This window comes from Nitrosospira sp. Nsp1 (assembly GCF_900100985.1).
Taxonomy (GTDB): Bacteria; Pseudomonadota; Gammaproteobacteria; order Burkholderiales; family Nitrosomonadaceae; genus Nitrosospira.
Genome location: NZ_FMUF01000001.1, coordinates 209,733 through 229,305, shown reverse-complemented (window position 1 = coordinate 229,305; position 19,573 = coordinate 209,733). Strand labels below are relative to the sequence as shown.

Below are 19,573 nucleotides of genomic sequence, written 5' to 3'. Positions count from 1 at the left end.
TTTGCCCAATCGTCAAATCATTATTCGCCAATCAAGCACCGCCACTTCCCAAGTGCTCATCGACTCCTTGGAAAGTGCGCGCCTCGATTGCTTCCGATAGTGCCAACTTGATAAACTCCAGCCCCTCGGTCGTTTTCGCGCTCAGCCGAATTTGTTCAATTCTACCATACTCATTACGCCGATAACCCGCGCGTCCCACGGATAAATTGATCAGATCCACCTTGTTCAGCACCAGTATCTGTGGAATCCGGTCAGCGCCGATTTCCTTCAGTACCTTATTTACCTCATCGATTTGCTCGGCACGATTGGGGCTCCCCGCATCCACCACATGGAGCAATAAATCGGCCTGTACGGTTTCCTCAAGTGTGGCCTGGAACGCAGCGACGAGCGTGTGAGGCAAGTCCCGGATAAAGCCTACCGTATCCGAAAGCACGAGCGGCCCGCGGTCAGGGATGAACATTTTGCGGGTGGTGGCATCCAGCGTGGCGAATAACTGATCGGCGACGTAGGCCTGGGCATGCGTCAGGCTATTGAACAGCGTGGATTTTCCCGCGTTGGTATAGCCAACGATGGAAACGGCCGTCACCCGGGCCCGCTGCCTGGAGCGGCGCTGTAACGTGCGTTGGCGCTCGAATTTAACGAGTTTTTCTTTAAGAAGCTTGACGCGCTTCCCGATCAGGCGCCGATCGGTCTCCAACTGGGTCTCGCCGGGACCTCGCAGACCGATACCTCCCTTTTGGCGTTCCAGATGTGTCCAGCCACGTACAAGGCGAGTGGCAAGATGCTCAAGTTGCGCCAGTTCCACCTGCAACTTACCCTCGTGGCTTTTGGCACGCTGCGCGAAGATATCAAGGATCAGGCTGGTACGATCTACGACGCGACACCCGAGGTTCCGCTCCAGATTGCGCTGCTGGGCGGGAGACAGGTCATGGTTGAAGACAACCAGCGATGCGCCGGTTTGCTCCAGGGCGAGCAAAATTTCCTCCACCTTTCCGCTACCGGCAAAGGTGGCTGGATCGGGTCTGGCGCGTTTACCCTTGATCACTGCGGAAACCGCAAGTTGATCGCTCGCGGCCAGTCGATGTAATTCTTCCAGATTTTCAGCCGAGTCGCCGCCGCCAAGATCGAGGCTGACCAATACAGCGGAATCAGCAGCAGAGTCGGTTTTAAGCGTATTCCCGGCAGGTTGGTCAAGCATCAGGTATAGCGGGTGCCTCAAATGGAATGTTGACGGCCCTCGCGGGAACCACGGTAGAGATTGCGTGCTTGTATACCATCTGCGTTACGGTATTCTTCAGTAGCACCACATACTGATCAAATGAGTCGATATGCCCTTGTAGCTTGATTCCGTTTACCAGATAGATCGATACCGGAATATGTTCCTTCCGTAACGTATTTAGAAACGGGTCTTGTAACAATTGCCCTTTAGCGCTCATCGGGGACTCCGTATTGTAATTATTCAAGAAGTAACTCTACTTGATTTTCAAGAGTAAATCCATATTTCTGAAGGCTAAGGCCGCAGGACACCAAACCTGACCATTCGATCAGATCGATGACCGATAATCTGATCAATCCCGATCCTTCAGAAAATGAATCGGCAGAAATGAAAAGAGCAATAAGAGATTATTTGCTATGTTTCGGACACAGCCGCAGCGACGCCCGGTGGGCTTGAATCCCCGGTGGGCTTGAATCTGCACCGAAATGACAAGTCCCCTGCGGTCGAATGCTTGCCCGGGCTATCGTTCAGCTCGGGCAAGCATTCAGAACATCCAATGAAACGTCAGCGCGTTGGTCAAACCACCCTATGTAATTAACTGAACGGTTTAGGTTTTGGCGTCTCATTGGTTGAGGGGGGCAGGATGGGTAGCTTGAATTCCGGCTGCTTCCCGGTCAACGTCTTCAGGAACGCTACAATCTTTGCGTTTTCGTCCTTGCTGAATTTGCGGCCCAATTGCAGTCTCCCCATGGTATCCACGGCTTCTTCCAGCGTCGCAGCAGCGCCATCATGAAAATAGGGATAAGTCAGCTCCACGTTTCGCAAGGTCGGCACCTTGAACATCATGCGGTCGGCATCCGCGCCGGTTACGCCAAATCGGCCTTCCGCCTTGCTCTTCGTTTTATAAGGTTCGACCACCCCCATCTTTTGATAGGAAGCCCCACCTACGGCAGGACCGTTATGGCAGCCCGTACATCCGCTCTCCTTGAACAGCTTGTATCCTTCCAGTTCGTTTTGATTGATCGCTGTCTTGTCGCCCTTGAGCCATTTATCGAAGCGAGAATCAGGCGTCACCAGGGTTTCTTCAAACGCGGCGATGGCGCCAGTCACCATTCCAATGTCGATTTTATCGGAATTGAACACCGCTTTGAAGCGAGTCCGATATTGAGGAATGGAGCGCAATACATCCACCGCCAATTCGTGGGTGAACCCCATTTCCCCTGGATTCGCAATGGGGCCGCCAGCCTGCTCTTTCAAGGTTTTGGCTCGGCCATCCCAAAACTGCGCCAGGCTCATGCTCGAATTTAATACCGTCGGTGAATTGATCGGTCCCTCGTGCCAATTATGGCCAATGGATGTCGGCAGATTGTCCGTGCCGCCCATGCTCAGGTTGTGGCAGGAGTTACAGGAGATGAATCCAGACTTCGATAAACGTGGGTCAAAAAAAAGCATCTTGCCCAGCTCCACCATGTTTTGATCCTTCGGTGCAGCGGCCTGAATCGGCTGGATGGGTTCATCAGCGGCCATACCGGGGGGTGCGGCAATGGTTCCAACAGCTAGCAGCGATATGATCAATGCCCGCATTATCATCGGTAATCTCCTAAAAAACGCGGCTGTAATGGCGCAGCCGATTACGCCTGTAAAATCGCAGCATGGGCAAGCTTATCCGCCGACCGAGGACGAGAATAAAAACATTTGACATCACATATACCCTTTTAAAAAGGGATGTATCTGGAAAGCAGGGCGCTTCGAGCAATACCATGAGCAATAATGACCGCACGGCCAATCCGCAAACCGGTGGAGTGCAAAGTTGCCGGAAAAAGCCCTGGCAGCGCAGATTTTTCAGGCTGCACCGCGATAAAAACGCCAATTCCTGGTTTAGTCACCCTGTTTGGCAGGCGCAGACACAACCTGTTCTCTGGCATCATAACCCGACCGGCCGTTATTATCGCTACCAAATGGCGGGAGAGGGCGGTTAAGCAAGCGTGCCAGTTCGGTCAAAGCCTGGCGATAGACTTGCCGTTTGAATTCGACCACGGATTCCAGCTCCACCCAATACTGATTCCATCGCCATGCATCAAACTCAGGGCGAACACTTGTGCGCAGCGATACGTCGCAATCACGCCCGACGAGACGCAATAGATACCAGATTTGTTTTTGCCCTTTATAGTTTCCCCGCCAATCGCGCCTTATCCATTGATCGGGCACCTCGTAGCGCAACCAATGGCGCGTGCGACCGATGATTTCCACATGCCAGGGGTGCAAACCTACTTCTTCGGTCAATTCCCGATACATTGCCTGTTCCGGGCTCTCGCCCGGTTTGATGCCACCCTGGGGAAATTGCCAGGAATCCTGCTTGATGCGTTTACCCCAAAATACTTCGTTTTTCGAGTTCAGTAAAATGATACCGACATTCGAGCGATATCCGTTGCGGTCGATCATGCGATTCACCCGTTTGATCCATTACAATAGGCTTCGATTTTTCCATACTTTGTCCCAGATTGAAAGCCGTGCAGAGTTTAATAAAACAAGTAAGGTACAAATAAACTATTCGGGACCCGTAACGGGCAATTTGTCGCGTTATCTCCATGCGGAGAATGGGGAGATAAGCCATTCAACGGCCATATTCCATCCCGGCTGGATTTTAGAAGCGCCTGTCAACGCACGGGTGACGGTATGCTGGTTCAGTGCCATCACACTGTGTAATAAAGGCAGTCCAGCGGGATATCAGTTGGCGTAGCAAGGGGCCCAATGGCCTCTTTCGGGAAGAGATCGCGCCAGCCTTTTTATCATTGCTCTGATTTCCTCGATAAAATCCGGATACATGCTGATCGGATAAATACGCCACCGTTTTTCAGGGTAGAATTGCGTATCGATCGTCACGACGGACCCTGTATGCGTTTATCAAGTTTTTTCATTTCAACGCTGAAAGAAGCGCCTGCCGAAGCAGAGCTGGTCAGCCACAAGCTGATGCTGCGCGCCGGCCTCATCAAACGCCTCGGGAGCGGACTCTACACCTGGATGCCACTGGGTCTTAAAATCTTGCGCAAGGTTGAAAATATTGTACGGGAGGAAATGGAAAAGAATGGTGCACTGGAACTTCTGATGCCCGCGGTTCAGCCTGCCGAGTTATGGCGAGAAACCGGGCGCTGGGATGTATTCGGCCCGCAGATGTTGAAAATCAAGGACAGGCACCAGCGCGACTTCTGCTTTGGCCCTACGCACGAAGAAGTCGTTACCGACATAGCGCGGCGGGAAATCAAAAGTTATCGTCAGTTGCCGATCGTTTTCTACCAGATTCAGACTAAATTTCGCGACGAGATCCGGCCCCGCTTCGGCGTCATGCGGGCGCGCGAATTTGTCATGAAAGACGCTTATTCGTTTCACGCCGGTGTTGATAGCCTGGAGCAAACCTATTGCATAATGCATGATGCCTATTGCCGAATATTCAACCGTCTGGGATTGAGGTTTCGCGCAGTAACCGCGGATCCAGGGCCGATAGGAGGGAGTGGTTCGCATGAGTTTCACGTTTTGGCGGATTCGGGTGAAGACGCTATCGCTTTCTGCCCGAATTCGGATTACGCCGCCAACATTGAAATGGCCGAGTCGCTGCAGCCGGTAAAGTCCCGCGGGATTGCCAACGGTTTGATGCGGAAAGTCGAAACAACGTCAAAAAAAACCTGCGAAGAGGTCGCGGCAGCGCTGGATGTTCCTGTCGAACAGACCGTAAAAACGCTGGCGGTCGTAGCGGATGGAAAAATGTATCTATTGCTGCTGCGCGGCGACCATCATCTCAATGAGACTAAAGCTCGCAAAATTCCTTTCCTTTCCGATTTCAGGTTGGCTAACGAAGAAGAAATTCGCGCACACACCGGGTGTCTTCCGGGCTACATAGGGCCGGTCGGCCTGCGCCTTCCGCTTATCGCGGACTGTGCGGTAGTTGCAATGAGCGATTTCGTCTGCGGCGCGAATGAAGAGGACTACCATCTGGTTAATGTTAATTTCGGCCGGGATGTGCAAGAGCCTGACCACATTTTCGACATCCGCGACGTGGTTGCCGGCGATCCCTCGCCGGATGGCCTGGGAACGCTCGATATCTGCCGCGGCATAGAGGTGGGACATATTTTCAAATTACACACCAAGTATTCCGAAGCGATGAAAGCCACCTATCTTGATGAATCCGGGCAAGCCCGGCCGATGGAAATGGGATGCTACGGAATAGGCGTATCGCGTATTGTGGCGGCGGCCATCGAGCAGAGCCATGATGAGCGCGGTATTATTTTTCCGGCAGCGATCGCACCATTCCAGGTCGTTATCATTCCTATCGGCTTAAAGAAGAATGCACAGGTCAGGATCGAAACAGAGAAGTTATATGCCGACATGCTCGATGCCGGCATCGAAGTTCTGCTTGATGATCGTGATGAACGGCCTGGCGTGATGTTCGCGGACATGGAGTTGATTGGTATTCCGCATCGCGTTGTCATCGGCGACCGGAGCTTGAAGGCCGGAAATATCGAGTATCAAGGACGGCGGGATGAAAAACCGCAGGTTGTCCCGCTGACGGACGTGAGTGATTTTTTAAAATTACAAATAGGTGGAACGTGATGTGAGCATCCTCCGCTCGCTTTCACCTACGTTTGCCGTTACCTTGTTGCCTGGTTCAGGTTCAACGATTGCGTGGCGACCGGATAGCTTTCAGGCATAAGGATTCAGCGCAGGAATTACCTGCCTTTTTGGTTTAGTGCCTTGTCAGAGCGTGCACCCTTTGCATCACGGGAATCTTCCCGCATGAATTCTTCCAGGTCTTCGCGGGAAATCAACCCTACCTTATAGGCTGCCGGCTTGCCTTCCGGGTTAAATAAGTACGTGGTGGGCAGCATGGACACCGGGCCGATTTGCGCGGCAATTTTTCTGTCGCCAAGTACGATTGGATAGGAAATGGACAACGATTTTACGAATTTCAATACGGTTTTCGGATCGCGATAATCCATTGCTACGCCGATTATCATGACATCCTTCTTTCGGCTCTCGTAGAGCGACACGAGATCCGGAATTTCTTTCAGGCACGGCGGACACCATGTCGCCCAGAAGTTTATCAATACCCACTTGCCCTTATAGTCGGAGAGCGTGAGCTTTTTTCCTGTATGGTCCGTGAACGTAAAGCCCGTTGTCTGGGCGTTAACTGCTTGCGCGCTAACCGGCAGCGAAATCAACAGGCACAGCGCGAGAGAAAGGTGGCGAATCATTTCTTGCTGAACCCGTTTTTGTAAAGAATAGTCACGCGAAAACATGCTCTTCATTATCGGGTTTTGGCGCAAAAAGTTGCGCTAGCGATACATTCATTTTTTCGTTCATACCCATCGTGATATCCTCCAGCAGACGCTCCAGCTCTAAATTACCTGCCGCTGCCGACCGCAGCGCCTCGGGGCGAAATGTAAAGAGGCGATAAATATCGGCCACCGTAACCTGCTCGGGGTCGATTATTTGAACCCACCCTCCTGTTTTTACCTGCTGAACCAGATTCGCTTGACTCAGCAGCGCCAGTAGTGGCTCCATTTCTTCCAGATTCAGTTTTAGATGTTGTTGCAAACTGGAATAGGTTTCAACTGTGCCTTTCCTGAGCGCTTCGCCCAATACCTGCAACAGGCGTAATGCATCCAGGAACTGCTTACCCTGTGCTGTCGGGTCATGCTGCCAATCGCCAAAACGCCAGCTCGACAGCGAAGCGGCAATCACAGCGCCGAGCAACACCATCAGCCATGAGAGATAAATCCACATCAGAAATATGGGTATAGTGGCGAATGCTCCATATACTGCCTGATAAGTGGGAAACTGGGTAATGTAAAAAGCGAATCCTTGTTTCATTATCTCAAATCCCACCGCCGCGGCCAAGCCGCCGGCTGCGGCATGGCGCCACGAAATTTGACGATTAGGCACGATAAGATAGGGAACCGAAAATGCAATGCTTGTCAGCATTAGCGGCCCTAATTGCAGAAGCGCGACATCAATGCCTGGAATATCCCGGGTCAGGCCCATGGATATCCCGATCAGCCAGGAAGTAAGCGACAAGCTTGCGCCTATCAATAACGGGCCGATGGTCAGCACAGCCCAATAGATGAGCAGTCGATGCAAGAGCGGACGCAACCGCGTCACGCGCCAGATGGAATTCAACGCTTTATCAATCGTCAACATGAGGGCAAGTGCCGTCACGCCCAGAAAAGCGGTGCCGATGGCAGTGAGTTTTACCGCATTATCGGCGAACTGTTGCATATATACCGCAATAACCTTGTTTGCCGCTTCCGGCATCATGGTAGTGAGGATAAATGTCTTTATCTGGGCCGACATTTCTCCAAAGGCGGGAAATGCCGCCACGACAGACAGCGCAATAGCGATCAATGGCACTAATGAGAGCAGTGTCGTAAAGGTGAGGCTAGCGGCGATCTGCGTGCAGTTATGCTGAAAAAAGCGCACAAGAACATAGCGTATAAAATCCAGTGGCCGCGAGGATTTCATGGGTCGTTGTGAAACTGGTCGACAGGATTGAGAGAAAAACTCAATGCGTATCCTATGCTTTTGAAGCAAGACCACCGATCTTGCATCTGATCCATGATGCTGCCTTTTAGGCCTCGATTACACTTGCGGGTGAGCCCGCTCGAGCTTGCTGTGAAGTTTGTTGAGTGCGCTGAGATAGGCTTTGGCAGAGGCCACGACAATATCCGTATCTGCACCGTTGCCATTGACGATGCGGCCGGATTTCTGCAATCGTACCGTGACCTCCCCTTGCGAATCGGTACCGCTCGTTATGGCATTAACGGAGAATAACTGCAGCTCGGCGCCACTGGCCAGGATTTTTTCGATTGCCCGGAAAGTGGCGTCGACCGGACCGCTTCCGCCCGACTCGGCACGTGATTCCCTGCCTTCTTCTGCAATCACGATACTCGCATGGGGCGTTTCTCCTGTTTCACTATGGGCCGTGAGCGACAGAAGCTTATAGTGTTCATGCAAGGTCATGGCGTCATCCGAAACCAGCGCATGCAGATCTTCATCAAAGATGTCGTGCTTCTTGTCCGCTAATTCCTTGAAACGCATGAATGTGGCGTTGAGCACCTCTTCTGATTCCAGTTCGATCCCGAGCTCCGCCAAACGGCTGCGAAAGGCGTTGCGTCCGGAATGTTTGCCTAGCAGCAATTTGTTGGCGCCCCAGCCCACATCCTCAGCCCGCATGATTTCGTACGTTTCGCGGTGCTTGAGCACGCCGTCCTGATGTATGCCGGATTCATGAGCAAACGCGTTGGCGCCGACGATGGCCTTGTTCGGTTGAACCGGAAAACCGGTAATGCCTGATACCAGTTTGCTTGCGGGTACGATATGAACCGTATCTATCCGTGTATCGCAGGGGAAAAAATCCTGGCGAGTCCGTACCGCCATCACGATTTCCTCCAGCGAAGCGTTGCCGGCACGCTCACCCAGGCCATTTACAGTGCATTCAACCTGTCGCGCCCCGTTCATGACTGCCGACAAGGAATTTGCGACCGCCAACCCGAGGTCGTTATGGCAATGCACCGAAAACACCACCCTATCGGAATTGGGTATACGCTCGCGCAGCGTATGAATGAGTTTTCCGAATTGCTCCGGCATCGTGTAGCCCACGGTGTCGGGTATATTCACGGTGGTGGCACCCGCATCAATAACCGCCTCCAGAATACGGCAGAGGAATGCGATATCCGAGCGGCCTGCATCTTCGGGTGAGAATTCCACATCATCCGTATATTGACGCGCCCGTTTCACTGCTTTTACCGCCTGCGCCACCACCTGGTCTGGAGACATGCGCAGTTTCTTCTCCATATGGATGGGTGAGGTGGCAATAAAAGTATGAATACGTGCCGAACTCGCACCCCGCAAAGCTTCGCTAGCGCGGTCGATATCGGCTTCGGTTGCGCGGGCGAGGCCACAGACAATGCTGTCCTTGATCGAATCCGCTACCGCCTTTACCGCCTCGAAGTCACCGTTGGACGCGGCCGGGAAACCTGCTTCAATTACATCCACACGCATGCGCTCCAGTTGCCGCGCGATACGCACTTTTTCTTCTCTGGTCATGGATGCACCGGGACTCTGCTCACCATCGCGCAGCGTGGTGTCAAAAATAATTAAGTGATCTTTCAATGACTTCTCCGTTTTTGAAAGCATACTTGAACTGCGATACAGAATCCAGGAATCGATTCTGCAGGATAAAAACTAGAGAGGGGGAATAATATTAGCGCGCGAGGCGCAGCAGCGGTCGTGCGAGAAGCTGCGGGCGGTGTAAAAGGCGAAGCGGGGAAATGTAGTTTGTTTGCTTCATTCGAGAAATATAAAGGGTTTCCTCGATTCGTGCAATAGCGATATTGAATGCTATATTGAAACAGACACGCGAACTCCGCCATGAATAATTCTTGAAAAAATTATCGATGAGCAAGGGTGTAATCAGAAAGGGACGTTCCGTATCAGGCCGGTTTATTTTGGCGCTGATGACAGCGTTTGCCGCATTTGCCCTGGGCGCGTGCATTTCCCAGAAATCCTGGCATGTGGAAGAGGTCACCGGCCATCTCCCGGACCTGAATTTTTCCCTGACGTCCGATAACGGCAGGCTTGTAACGCCCACGGCCTATGAAGGGCATTTATTATTGATGTATTTCGGGTTTACGAATTGCGATTCCGAGTGTCCCGTTTCAATGGCTCGCCTCGCGCGCGTAATGCAGTCGTTGGGAAACGATGCGAACCGGATACGCATCCTGTTTGTCACACTTGATCCAGGACGCGATACGCCGCAAGTCCTCCACCGTTATGTCACACAATTCGATCCCGACCGTGCAATTGGACTCACCGGGACCACAAGCGATATCGAACGGCTTACGAAACAATATCGAGCCGCTTATCGTCCTCGTTCAAAGATTGGCGAAGCCGGCGATATCGATCATGGCGATGCGGTGTATATCTTTGATTCACGAGGTCGAGCGCGCCTGCTGGCTACGTCCGCAGACTCCGACGCGCACTTGGCGCAAGACCTGCGACGCTTGCTTGAAACAGCTCATTAGGTAAAAACCCAAATAGGTAAAACCCAACCCAGATAACGCCAACTCACTGCATGTGCTTGAAATAAGATTGACGCGGGAATAAGGCCGGTTTTATTGCGAGAGTGCGCCGAACGACACCTTTGGAACCTGTCCGGTAATGGATTTTTTGTATTGGTTCACCCCTTGGGAAGAGTCAGCGCCCGTTTTTATTACCACGGTCGTTGTGGCCGTGCTATTTTTGAGAGGTTGCGCCAGAAGCAACCCACGATTTCAGCAGAAACTATATTTCTGGATGGGACTAGGCTTTACCTATCTGGTTTCTCACACGCAGTTCGATTATTACGCCGAGCATCAATTCTTCATCCATCGGCTTCAGCATCTGGTATTACATCACCTTGGACCGTTCCTCATCGTGCTGAGCAGTCCTGTGGCTATGCTCCGGGCGGGCATGCCCGAGGTTGGCCAGCGAGCGTGCCGTCTCATCGCAGAGTGGAAGCCGGCTCAATATCTCTTGTCTGCCTTATGTAATCCCGTCGTGGCCGTCACCCTGTTCTGCGGACTCATCGGTTTCTGGCTATTGCCTTCCATCCACTTTACCGCAATGATCGACTGGCGTTTGTATCGCCTGATGAACTGGAGCATGTTTATAAACGGTTTATTCTTCTGGGGGATCGTTCTTCATCGTGGGCCCGTATTTTCGGTCCGGCTATCGCCGGGTTCGCGGATTTCCATGATGCTCGCAGTCATTCCACCACAAATCGTGATAGGCGCAATGATATTCTTCGCTTCCAGCGAACTCTACCCGATATACACGATTTGCGGCCGCGCGATCGGAGGGTTGAGCGCGATAGCGGATCAGCAAATCGGTGGAATAATTCTATGGATTCATGGCGCGATGATGAGCGCGATTGGTATCTTGATTGTAGTGCGCGGGGAGTTGATGCGGCAAAAACACTGACGGTACGGGCTGTTTCGGCACGCCGACAACAGCCCGTGAAACACCACCCACGACAGCGCAAAAGATGTAGCCGCTGCAAGGGAGGCTGAAGCCCCTCGCCCCACGTTGATTGGGGAGCGCGTGAATCCGTGAATCCTTGACGGAATTCGTGGGTTGGTTCTACTCATGAAGGGTAAAACAGGAAAATAAATTAATTGTTCTTACCAAACGTTTTCTACCTTGTCCTCCTTGGGAATGAGGCACACTGAGTACTTAATATTTTGCTACGTCACATTTCACACGTGCCAACTCAACTAAGTCGTCAGCGGTAGAACCAACGCCGCCGCATACGATAACCAATATCGTTTTATACTCTGATAACGCTGCAACTTTTTCGTACACCGCAGCGAGCGCAACGCCGCAAGCAGGCTCAACGACAATTCCATGATCTTGCAAAAACTGCAAAGAAGCAGAAACAGCCATCTGGTCCGGCAACACAACGCTTTCGATTCGGTGATTTTTTGAGTATGCCAATGCTTGTGCACAAACCATGCGCGCCCCTAATGTCGTCGCAATACTCGATATGTTTGCAAGCTCGACAAGGAATCCTGCGTTTAAGGATTTCCCATAGGAGTCCGCACCTTCAGTTTCAACAGCGATGACGGGCACATCGGCACCTCCATTCCGCTTCAATCCTTCTATGACACCGCACAGGAGGCCGCCGCCCCCAACTGACAGAACAATTGCGTCAGGCTTCAGACCAGCACGGGATATTTCATCAATTAGACTGGCATGACCTCTCCAAATCAGCGGGTCATCGAAAGGATGTATATATGCATCGGCGGGTTGCATGAGTGACAGTGCAAATCGGTGCGCTTCGTCCAAAGACTTCCCCTGGACTATAACTTCCGCATTTTCCAAACACATCAAATTCACCGCCCGCTTTGAAGCTGTCTCAGGTACCACGATGATTACAGGTACCGAAAGGCGCCGTCCAGCAAAAGCAACTGCCAGCCCCGCATTCCCGCCCGATGACGCAATGAAGCGTTTTGCTCCTCGTTTTAAATATTCCTCGCATGCATAGCCGATTCCTCGGGTTTTGAAAGAACCGGATGGTTGGGCGGACTCCATTTTCAGCCAAATGGATTGACCCACTTTATGGCTGATCAAATGGGATTCAATTAGCGGTGTTTCAATATGTAGCGGCATTCAAAAGAAATATAATTGACGAATACGGCAGGGAACTGCGCTAAAAACATGGAATCGCCGCTCATTGATTCATTCCAGGCGCTATTCAAATTTTGCTGAAACGGGGGCCGTGCATCCAGTTCCAGCCGGGCTCGCCGTTGAGTTCCTGGGACAATCCAAATCAATGTGGCGCGCTCGAAGCAATATAATCGCGTTTCGCAAGTTGCGACACCATCCTGTGGTGAAAAGCAGATTCGGTGGCTTTTTCTGCCGCCAGCTTGTATTTTTGCACCAGGGCGATGGCATGCGCGTGTGAATCCTGCTCGTGTCTCCCGTAGAGGTAGCTTTTGTCCTCGTAATACTGGAGCCGTTTCTCGTGTTCCGCTGCTATTTCCAGCAGTTTCCCCGCCCGGCTTTCATACCGCCTGGCGAGGCCGTCGTGGTCGACAAAAGGCCTGATATTTTGTGCGGACACACTCGTGTCTTCCTTTTTTGCTTCGATTAAACCAGTCTCCGAGCAGCTCGCTAGTAGGCCCAGCGTGGATATAGCCGCTACAAACTTCCTTATTTCTTTTTGCATGATAGGCAGGCTCCAATGAAATGGATGAAGTGAAAGCCGCTCCATCCTAATGCGGTCCATGACACTGGAACATTAGGGAAACTCTGGTTTTATACTAGGTGGAACCCTGATGCACAATGCATGAAGAAGCTTCATAATTGTACTCAGTATTACTATAAATAAAAGTCACGTGTTTTGATTGTTATCATAATATTTTGGTTATATATTTAGGATCTTAAGTCCTAACTGCAGTTCCCCCGTAATACGCCAAAAAATAGTGTCCCCCCTCACTCTTGCTGCTCGAGCTTTAACGAAGGCAGGGGTGAGCGAGCAAGGCCGATCTCTCACTAGAGCTAGCCCTGGTGAGAGCTGGTTTAAACCCCCCACAATCCTCTCAATAGATACCGCTGATTTTTGATTGATCGTCTATCACAGCATCTTTAACCTAAATCCGGTAGTTGGACGGGGTGAAGTGTACGGTTTTTGGGGTGCAGGGCAAGGCGCAACGACGCGGAATGCGACCGCGCAGGGCGGAGCAGTGCCTTCCGCAGGAAGGTGCGACCCCGAAGCGGGATGCGGGCGCCCCCTTGCGTGTGGAGCGCGATCGCGGCATCCCCTGCGCTGCCCGATCCCCGCTGCGCGGGGCCCCTCGGGCGACGCTTCGGGGCGCCGTTCCATTCCAAGGAGTTGCAACGCAACCATGCGCCGCAAAAACTGTGCAATTCTCCCCGTAGCGTCCCCACCCGGAAGGTGAGCGTCAAATAATATGAAATATTGTTATTAATCATGATGCTGATCTATTAAATAAGCGGTCAACTACCGGATTTAGGTTTAATCCGTAAGAGGACCAAATGATCACTGGATAAGCAATTACAGCAATCGAATTTCCTGCGCTCGTATCACCTCTTATCCTGGCTAAACCGCTGTTCGAGCTTCTCTCGATAACTGCTCCATCTGTCCTCGTCCAGATTCTTTACCATAGGCACCATGTCTTCGCGTTGCATCCATCGAAAAGCGATGGAACCCGTCACGGTGCCGATTGCGGGAGCCGATCTTCGCGCAGCGCTTTTCGCAATAAGGATACATCGCGCGTTGTCACCGCAGGTGCTGCATTCCCCCAGCTATTGCGTACGAAGGTAAGGACGTCCGCTATCTCGCGGTCAGAAAACTTTTTTTCATAAGCCGGCATTTTTTTTGGTTTCGGCCCGTTTTTCGTCAGTGGCGCTTTTCCTCCTTCCAGCACGAGGCGAACGAGGGAGGACGCATTTTCGGAGAGAACCATCGCGTTACCGCCAAGCCGCGGGATTTGCGGTGACTTGCCTGTGCCATTATCTCGATGGCATTTGGCGCAAAACCCCGAGTAGAGGCCCGCACCCGGGCGTTCAAATTGGTTCGAAACGGCCCCGGTCAGGACGAGTTGGCCTTGCATGGCGGGCGGTTTGTAGGACGTCTTTCCCTTCTTCGCCGGCAGGGATTTAAGATAATGTGCAATGGCATTCAGATCAGCTTTATGTAAATGCTGAGTACTGTTTTCGATAACGGTGATCATGCTGCCAAAGGCGACGCTATGTCTGTTATGGCCTGTTTCCAGGAACGTGGAAATGTCCGCTTCGGACCATCTGCCCAGACCCGATGAATCTGTTCCAGTCAGGTTTCCGGCAAACCAGTTATCTATCTCTGCGCCGCTCAAGTAGTCCGGCGATGATTCCGAATATCCTTTTTCCTGGAAAGCCAGGCCACGGGGCGTATGGCAGGCGCCGCAATGGCCAAAAGTTTGCACGAGGTAAGCGCCGCGATTCCACTGCGTATCGCGGTCGGTGCGTGATTGGTATGTCTTCTGATTGGCGAATGCCGCGCTCCAGAACATCAGGCCCCAGCGCTGGCTGAAGGGAAAAACGAGCCTGGTCTGGGGAGGCGTATGATGAACCGGCTTCACTCCCTGCATGAAATAAGCATATAACGCCTGCATATCGCTTTCCGTCGCCGCTGCGAACGAGGCATAAGGCATAGCCGGATAGAGGCGTCTGCCGTCCCTGGCGATGCCTTCGCGAACGGCACGGCTAAAATCGGCGTAACTGTATCGGCCAATGCCTGTGGCTGGATCTGGCGTGATATTCGTTGAATAAATAACCCCGAAAGGCGAATTGATCGGCAGGCCGCCGGCAAAAGGGGGGTGATGCGGCCCGGCTGTATGGCAACTGGCGCAATCAGCCACCTTGGCAAGATATTCGCCAAGGGCGATGGTTTCGGGATCGGCAGCCTGGGCGTTTGCGACAATCATCCCCCCTAAGGCAATTGAGGCAACCCATGCAACCCATGAACGGCCTGTAGCTAAAGCCCGGTTTGTCCAATCCCTGAGTGCCGTTCCCGATATCTTCATCCCTGTTAAATCCAGGAGCTACAAGGCGGCACCAATAAAACAGCGCACGCGGTAAATAAAATTGCGACGATAAACACGAAACTCGACATTGTCCCCAGCCTTGCCAGAAATCGTGTCTGTCCTCCATCTGCTTCGAAGGCATGTTCTCCTGCTCCTGACATGCTTGGCCGATGACTTGCCCGTCGCCATAGATTCCACGCGACATATCCCGAAATCAAGCCACCCGCCAGGCAAATCAGGCTGATCATTGCCAGGATTACCGACAAGTCGGCCAGCAACGGGGCGGAGAGCGGAACTTGATGCGGATAGCAAGTATAGGCGGCAAGCGGTTCGCTTAAAGACATCTGGCCTACCCAGAACGTTGGCGCACCAAAAAGTGCCAGCAATGTTCTATATGTACTCACCGAATCATGAGTAGGAGCACGATGTTCTTTCGCTATGTCCTGTTTGCCGGTAAAGATCATTTGAATTTCAGAGGTAAGGAAACAGGTAAAGGGTAGTGAAAACGAACAGCCAGACAACATCGACAAAGTGCCAGTACACCCCGCCGATAGTGACGGCGACATGGCGTTTCTCGTTAAAGTAGCTGAACGATATCCACACCAGCAGGAGCAACAGGATGGCCAGCCCGATGACGACGTGAAGCAGATGAAATCCCGTGATCGTGAAATACAGCGATCCATACAGATCCGAAGTCATGCCATACGTTTTTTTATCCCATTCATTGAGCTGAATTCCGACGAAACAGGCACCCAGCACGATTGCGAGCGCCATCGCCGCCATGGCCCACTGGATCTGTTTTTTCTGGATGCAGCGTTCGCTTGCCCAAACGCAGACACTGCTCAGAAGCAAAATCGCGGTATTTATGCCGGGCAGGAGCAAGTCGGGCAAACCTGCCGGCGGCCAATGCTGTTCCGCTTGGGACGCGAGATAGAAGTAAGTAAACAGCAGATATCCAAATAGGGATCCCTCCGTCACGATCAGCGCCAGAACGCCCCACCACCCACCCGATAGTTTTCCCTTGCTCCCTACGGGCAGTGGCTGTACCAGCAATTGATCGGCGTTAACCATGGGCTTCCCGCCGTGGTGCGTCAGGCAAGCGTTGAGCAAGCGTTTTTCTGGGCCACATCCAGACGATAAGCGCGGCAATGGTCAATATAATCATGAGCACGGTGAAATTCCACCAGTGAAGCAGCATGCCAACGAACACCAGCGAAACGAACAACCCGACGAAGAAGGGCGCATAGGAGTCATCGGGCATCTTCAGGATGATCTCCGGTACCGCATCGATCGGAGAGGTGCCCATCGTTTCGCGGCCTTCCATCAGCAGATAGCCTTCTTCAAGGCTCGAACGATTCCCGCTTTCCCCATTTTTCCCGTTTTCATTAAGCCGGCCCTCCCATAGCGGATGCCGGCTTGCGACAACGGGAATGACGGCAAAGTTATAGGCGGGGGGTGGCGAAGGGATGGACCATTCCAGCGAGGCGGCATCCCATGGGTTTGGGCCTGCCCGAACCCCACGCTTGAGGCTGATCGCAACATTGACAAGAAAAATCAGGACACCAAGGGCAAATACGAAAGACCCGATGGATGTGATCATATTGACCGTATCCCAGCCCATCCGCGATGAATAGGTATAGATACGGCGCGGCATGCCCAGTAGACCCGATATGTGCATCGGAAAAAACCCTACGTTGAAACCGATGAACATGACCCAAAAACTCCATCTGCCCATCTTTTCATCCATCATGCGGCCGGTGAATTTGGGAAACCAGTAGTAGATGCCGCCGATGACCGGGAACACGTTGATGCCCAGCAGCACATAATGCAAATGTGCGACGATGAAGTAGGTTTCGTTAAGCTGCCAATCGAGCGATACGGCTGCCGTCATCACACCCGATAAGCCGCCGATGACAAACAGAAGGACAAATCCGGCAAAGAACAGAAACGGCGTCTTGAACACCGGCCTTCCGAGCCAGATGGTTGCAATCCACGAAAACACCGCGACTGAGCTCGGAATTGAAATGACCATGCTGGCGGCACCGAAAATCGATAGGGCCACCGTCGGCAAACCGGTGGCGAACATATGATGGATCCATACCTCGAATCCAAGCAGCATGGTCGCCATGGTAGCAAGGGCCATCATTGCATAACCCACCAGGGGGCGGCGGCAAAACGTGGGCAATGCGTCCGAAACGATGCCCATCGCCGGAAGCACGATCGCGTAAACCCACGGATGGCCGAAAATCCAGAAGAGGTGCTGCCACAGCAGCGGCTTACCCCCATTGACCACGTCGAAGAAGTAGGTGCCGATCTGGCGGTCCAGCCATAGAAGAAAAAACGCGAGGCTGACTGCGGGGATGACCAGCAGATTGGCTACGGATGCGGTGAGCGTGCCCCAGACCAGTATGGGTACGCGATTGATTGTCATGCCCGGCGCCCGCATCCGGAATAGCGTAACCACAAAATTGACCGATCCGACAGTCGTCGATATTCCCAGCAGCACCATGCCGAGTGCGAAGACATCGATATTGGGGCCGGTGTTATAGATGGGGCCCGCAAAGGGAACGTAGTTGAACCAGCCGGCGTTCGGCGCCTGGCCGATAGGGAAGCTCGCATACATGAATATGCCTGCAAACAGGAAGACCCAGTAAGAGAGCGCATTCAGGCGGGGAAATGCCATGTCGCGCGAGCCTAGCAGCAACGGCCAGAGATAATTGGAAAACCCCGACAATATCGGCAAGGCGTACAGGAAGATCATCGTCACGCCGTGCATCGTGAACAATTGGCTGTATTGTTCCGGCGTCAACAGCGTAAGGTCCGGTCCGGAGAGCTGCACGCGCATGATCAGGGCTTCGACGCCGCCGATCAGAAGGAAAACAAACGCCGTGACGATATACCGCAGGCCGATCGTCTTGTGATCGACCGTGGAGAGCGAGCCGCGCCAACCAGGGGCCGATTCCCAGGTATGAGCGAGGTGCGCTTCGGCAGCCGAACCAATCGGTGCGCGGCCAAAATCCGGCACGCGGCTCAGGCGGTCATCGCCTGAATGGGCGCCGTGGCTACGGTCGTCCGCTGGGTTATGCGTCATGTCAGAGGTAGCCATACATTCTTAGTCCAATTCCGATAAAAATAACGCCAGCGCGGACTTTTCGGATTCTGATAACACAATGCTGGGCATGCGTGACCCCGGCTTGAGTTGTTGGGCGTTGACGACCCAGTTCATCAGATGTTCAGGCGAGTTCGTTAATAGTCCAGCCGCAAGCCGGCGTCGTGAGTTCAAGTGAGTCAGATCGGGCGCATGCCGGCCGCTGGCATTGGTTCCCCGAATCGTGTGGCAACCGGCGCAACGATCCATGAACAGTTTGTGCCCCGGATTTTCATCTCTCGTCGGAGCAAGTGAAACGGTTTGCCGCTGGGCGTTTTGCCATTTTTCAAAATCGTGGGCGCTTTCCGCAACGATCTCGAAACCCATGTGAGCATGACCGGCGCCGCAAAACTGGACACATTGCCCGGTATATATGCCCGGTACATCGGCTTGGATCCATTGCTGATTCGTGAGTCCCGGGATCATCTGTGTTTTGCCGGCGAGCTTTGGTACCCAGAATGCGTGGATGACGTCGGCGCTTTTCAGCTTGATCAGGACAGGCTGCCCGACCGGAACATGCAGCTCATTGGCAGTGATGAAGCGTTGCGATGGATCATCATGGTCATACTCGATTTTCCACCACCAGTCATATCCCGTAACGGTCAGCGTAATGGTTGGGCTTTGCGCCGGCTTGGCGACCGCGTTCAGCACCATCAGGGAGTAAATAACCAGGCCAAACAATATGCAGGTGGAAATTCCCGTTCCGATATATATCCACCGCAGCCCTTCGCCTTCACTGCCGATTGTGCGCGGGTTCATGGCAGGACGTCTGCGGAGCAAAGCTGCCAGCAGCAATAGGGTGATAATGGAGAACACTAGTACCGATAGCCCGGCGAGCACCCATCCGAGATGCATTGTCGGTCTGGACGCGGGCCCATAACTGTGCAGGAAATAATTTAGCGGTGCGTCCGCTGCATTCGCCGCGGGTGCCAGTATTGCCACTGTGGCGGATATAACGACCACCCGTGCCGCCAGGTCTGATGCCTGTTTTGAGGCTGCATGAAAATAAAATCCCGACTCGATAATTTTCATTTTCCGGCTAGGCAACTAAAAAATGATGTTCTCCATGATGACGATAAGGCTTATCGGAAC

The 19,573-nt window shown here is 52.8% G+C and carries 17 protein-coding genes; 3 read left to right on the top strand and 14 right to left on the bottom strand.

Annotated elements, in window-relative coordinates; translation table 11 throughout:
• Nucleotides 1-31: 31 nt before the first annotated feature.
• The 4 genes from hflX to BLP78_RS00995 all read right to left on the bottom strand — a co-directional run bounded on the left by hflX (nucleotide 32) and on the right by BLP78_RS00995 (nucleotide 3,658).
• A complete protein-coding gene (gene hflX, locus BLP78_RS01010; RefSeq protein WP_090455459.1) occupies nucleotides 32-1,198 on the bottom strand; it encodes a GTPase HflX in 1,167 nt (388 codons plus the stop codon).
• Nucleotides 1,191-1,436 carry an RNA chaperone Hfq gene (gene hfq / locus BLP78_RS01005; RefSeq protein ID WP_025040529.1) on the bottom strand — a complete coding sequence of 82 codons (246 nt, stop codon included), beginning with the start codon at nucleotides 1,434-1,436 and terminating at the stop codon, nucleotides 1,191-1,193. The genes hflX and hfq overlap by 8 nt, the downstream gene beginning before the upstream one ends.
• A 374-nt stretch (nucleotides 1,437-1,810) precedes the next feature.
• Entirely contained in the window at nucleotides 1,811-2,806 is a 996-nt protein-coding gene (locus BLP78_RS01000) for a cytochrome-c peroxidase (RefSeq protein WP_090455457.1), read from the bottom strand.
• Nucleotides 2,807-3,094: 288 nt separating this feature from the next.
• Nucleotides 3,095-3,658, bottom strand: coding sequence for an RNA pyrophosphohydrolase (locus BLP78_RS00995; RefSeq protein WP_090455455.1), 564 nt, complete (start codon nucleotides 3,656-3,658; stop codon nucleotides 3,095-3,097).
• 453 nt (nucleotides 3,659-4,111) lie between these two features.
• Between BLP78_RS00995 and BLP78_RS00985 the strand changes: the two genes are divergently transcribed.
• The gene (locus BLP78_RS00985) at nucleotides 4,112-5,821 is read left to right on the top strand and encodes a proline--tRNA ligase (protein WP_090455613.1); all 1,710 of its coding nucleotides are present in this window, start codon (nucleotides 4,112-4,114) and stop codon (nucleotides 5,819-5,821) included.
• A 116-nt stretch (nucleotides 5,822-5,937) separates the two neighbouring features.
• On the opposite strand, the gene BLP78_RS00980 is transcribed toward BLP78_RS00985, so the two are convergent.
• From BLP78_RS00980 to BLP78_RS00970, 3 genes are all read right to left on the bottom strand, one after another.
• Nucleotides 5,938-6,462: a TlpA family protein disulfide reductase gene (locus BLP78_RS00980; protein ID WP_090455611.1), complete on the bottom strand. Its 525-nt coding sequence runs from the start codon at nucleotides 6,460-6,462 to the stop codon at nucleotides 5,938-5,940.
• A gap of 31 nt (nucleotides 6,463-6,493) precedes the next feature.
• Entirely contained in the window at nucleotides 6,494-7,729 is a 1,236-nt protein-coding gene (locus tag BLP78_RS00975) for a YihY family inner membrane protein (RefSeq protein ID WP_090455451.1), read from the bottom strand.
• Nucleotides 7,730-7,846: 117 nt separating this feature from the next.
• Nucleotides 7,847-9,379, bottom strand: a complete 1,533-nt coding sequence (locus BLP78_RS00970; protein ID WP_090455609.1) for a 2-isopropylmalate synthase — start codon at nucleotides 9,377-9,379, stop codon at nucleotides 7,847-7,849.
• A gap of 269 nt (nucleotides 9,380-9,648) precedes the next feature.
• Here BLP78_RS00970 and BLP78_RS00960 point away from each other — a divergent pair, with 269 nt between their 5' ends.
• Both BLP78_RS00960 and BLP78_RS00955 read left to right on the top strand, forming a co-directional pair.
• The gene (locus tag BLP78_RS00960; RefSeq protein WP_143002856.1) at nucleotides 9,649-10,290 is read left to right on the top strand and encodes an SCO family protein; all 642 of its coding nucleotides are present in this window, start codon (nucleotides 9,649-9,651) and stop codon (nucleotides 10,288-10,290) included.
• Nucleotides 10,291-10,426: 136 nt separating this feature from the next.
• The gene (locus tag BLP78_RS00955) at nucleotides 10,427-11,227 is read left to right on the top strand and encodes a cytochrome c oxidase assembly protein (protein WP_090455445.1); all 801 of its coding nucleotides are present in this window, start codon (nucleotides 10,427-10,429) and stop codon (nucleotides 11,225-11,227) included.
• A 252-nt stretch (nucleotides 11,228-11,479) separates the two neighbouring features.
• On the opposite strand, the gene BLP78_RS00950 is transcribed toward BLP78_RS00955, so the two are convergent.
• The 7 genes from BLP78_RS00950 to coxB all read right to left on the bottom strand — a co-directional run bounded on the left by BLP78_RS00950 (nucleotide 11,480) and on the right by coxB (nucleotide 19,513).
• Nucleotides 11,480-12,415, bottom strand: coding sequence for a pyridoxal-phosphate dependent enzyme (locus BLP78_RS00950; protein WP_090455443.1), 936 nt, complete (start codon nucleotides 12,413-12,415; stop codon nucleotides 11,480-11,482).
• Between the two features lie 160 nt (nucleotides 12,416-12,575).
• Nucleotides 12,576-12,974 (bottom strand): hypothetical protein, encoded by a 399-nt coding sequence (locus BLP78_RS00945; protein WP_256329935.1) that lies wholly within the window; start codon nucleotides 12,972-12,974, stop codon nucleotides 12,576-12,578.
• Between the two features lie 1,006 nt (nucleotides 12,975-13,980).
• On the bottom strand, nucleotides 13,981-15,234 hold the full coding sequence (locus BLP78_RS00940) for a c-type cytochrome (RefSeq protein WP_256329934.1): 1,254 nt from the start codon (nucleotides 15,232-15,234) through the stop codon (nucleotides 13,981-13,983).
• Nucleotides 15,235-15,338: 104 nt separating this feature from the next.
• The gene (locus BLP78_RS00935) at nucleotides 15,339-15,737 is read right to left on the bottom strand and encodes a hypothetical protein (protein ID WP_256329932.1); all 399 of its coding nucleotides are present in this window, start codon (nucleotides 15,735-15,737) and stop codon (nucleotides 15,339-15,341) included.
• Between the two features lie 67 nt (nucleotides 15,738-15,804).
• Entirely contained in the window at nucleotides 15,805-16,404 is a 600-nt protein-coding gene (locus BLP78_RS00930) for a cytochrome c oxidase subunit 3 (protein ID WP_090455435.1), read from the bottom strand.
• Nucleotides 16,397-18,424, bottom strand: coding sequence for a cytochrome c oxidase subunit I (gene ctaD / locus BLP78_RS00925; RefSeq protein WP_090455433.1), 2,028 nt, complete (start codon nucleotides 18,422-18,424; stop codon nucleotides 16,397-16,399). The genes BLP78_RS00930 and ctaD overlap by 8 nt, the downstream gene beginning before the upstream one ends.
• Nucleotides 18,425-18,445: 21 nt before the next feature.
• On the bottom strand, nucleotides 18,446-19,513 hold the full coding sequence (coxB, locus tag BLP78_RS00920; RefSeq protein ID WP_090455431.1) for a cytochrome c oxidase subunit II: 1,068 nt from the start codon (nucleotides 19,511-19,513) through the stop codon (nucleotides 18,446-18,448).
• Nucleotides 19,514-19,573: the final 60 nt, after the last annotated feature.

Coding starts and splice junctions, on each gene's coding strand:
- BLP78_RS00995 (WP_090455455.1), bottom strand. CDS start 3,658: ATGATCGACCGCAACGGATATCGCTCGAATGTCGGTATCATTTTACTG.
- BLP78_RS00980 (WP_090455611.1), bottom strand. CDS start 6,462: ATGATTCGCCACCTTTCTCTCGCGCTGTGCCTGTTGATTTCGCTGCCG.
- ctaD (WP_090455433.1), bottom strand. CDS start 18,424: ATGACGCATAACCCAGCGGACGACCGTAGCCACGGCGCCCATTCAGGC.
- BLP78_RS00945 (WP_256329935.1), bottom strand. CDS start 12,974: ATGCAAAAAGAAATAAGGAAGTTTGTAGCGGCTATATCCACGCTGGGC.
- hfq (WP_025040529.1), bottom strand. CDS start 1,436: ATGAGCGCTAAAGGGCAATTGTTACAAGACCCGTTTCTAAATACGTTA.
- BLP78_RS00985 (WP_090455613.1), top strand. CDS start 4,112: ATGCGTTTATCAAGTTTTTTCATTTCAACGCTGAAAGAAGCGCCTGCC.
- BLP78_RS01000 (WP_090455457.1), bottom strand. CDS start 2,806: ATGATAATGCGGGCATTGATCATATCGCTGCTAGCTGTTGGAACCATT.
- coxB (WP_090455431.1), bottom strand. CDS start 19,513: ATGAAAATTATCGAGTCGGGATTTTATTTTCATGCAGCCTCAAAACAG.
- BLP78_RS00930 (WP_090455435.1), bottom strand. CDS start 16,404: ATGGTTAACGCCGATCAATTGCTGGTACAGCCACTGCCCGTAGGGAGC.
- hflX (WP_090455459.1), bottom strand. CDS start 1,198: ATGCTTGACCAACCTGCCGGGAATACGCTTAAAACCGACTCTGCTGCT.
- BLP78_RS00940 (WP_256329934.1), bottom strand. CDS start 15,234: ATGATTGTCGCAAACGCCCAGGCTGCCGATCCCGAAACCATCGCCCTT.
- BLP78_RS00950 (WP_090455443.1), bottom strand. CDS start 12,415: ATGCCGCTACATATTGAAACACCGCTAATTGAATCCCATTTGATCAGC.
- BLP78_RS00975 (WP_090455451.1), bottom strand. CDS start 7,729: ATGAAATCCTCGCGGCCACTGGATTTTATACGCTATGTTCTTGTGCGC.
- BLP78_RS00955 (WP_090455445.1), top strand. CDS start 10,427: ATGGATTTTTTGTATTGGTTCACCCCTTGGGAAGAGTCAGCGCCCGTT.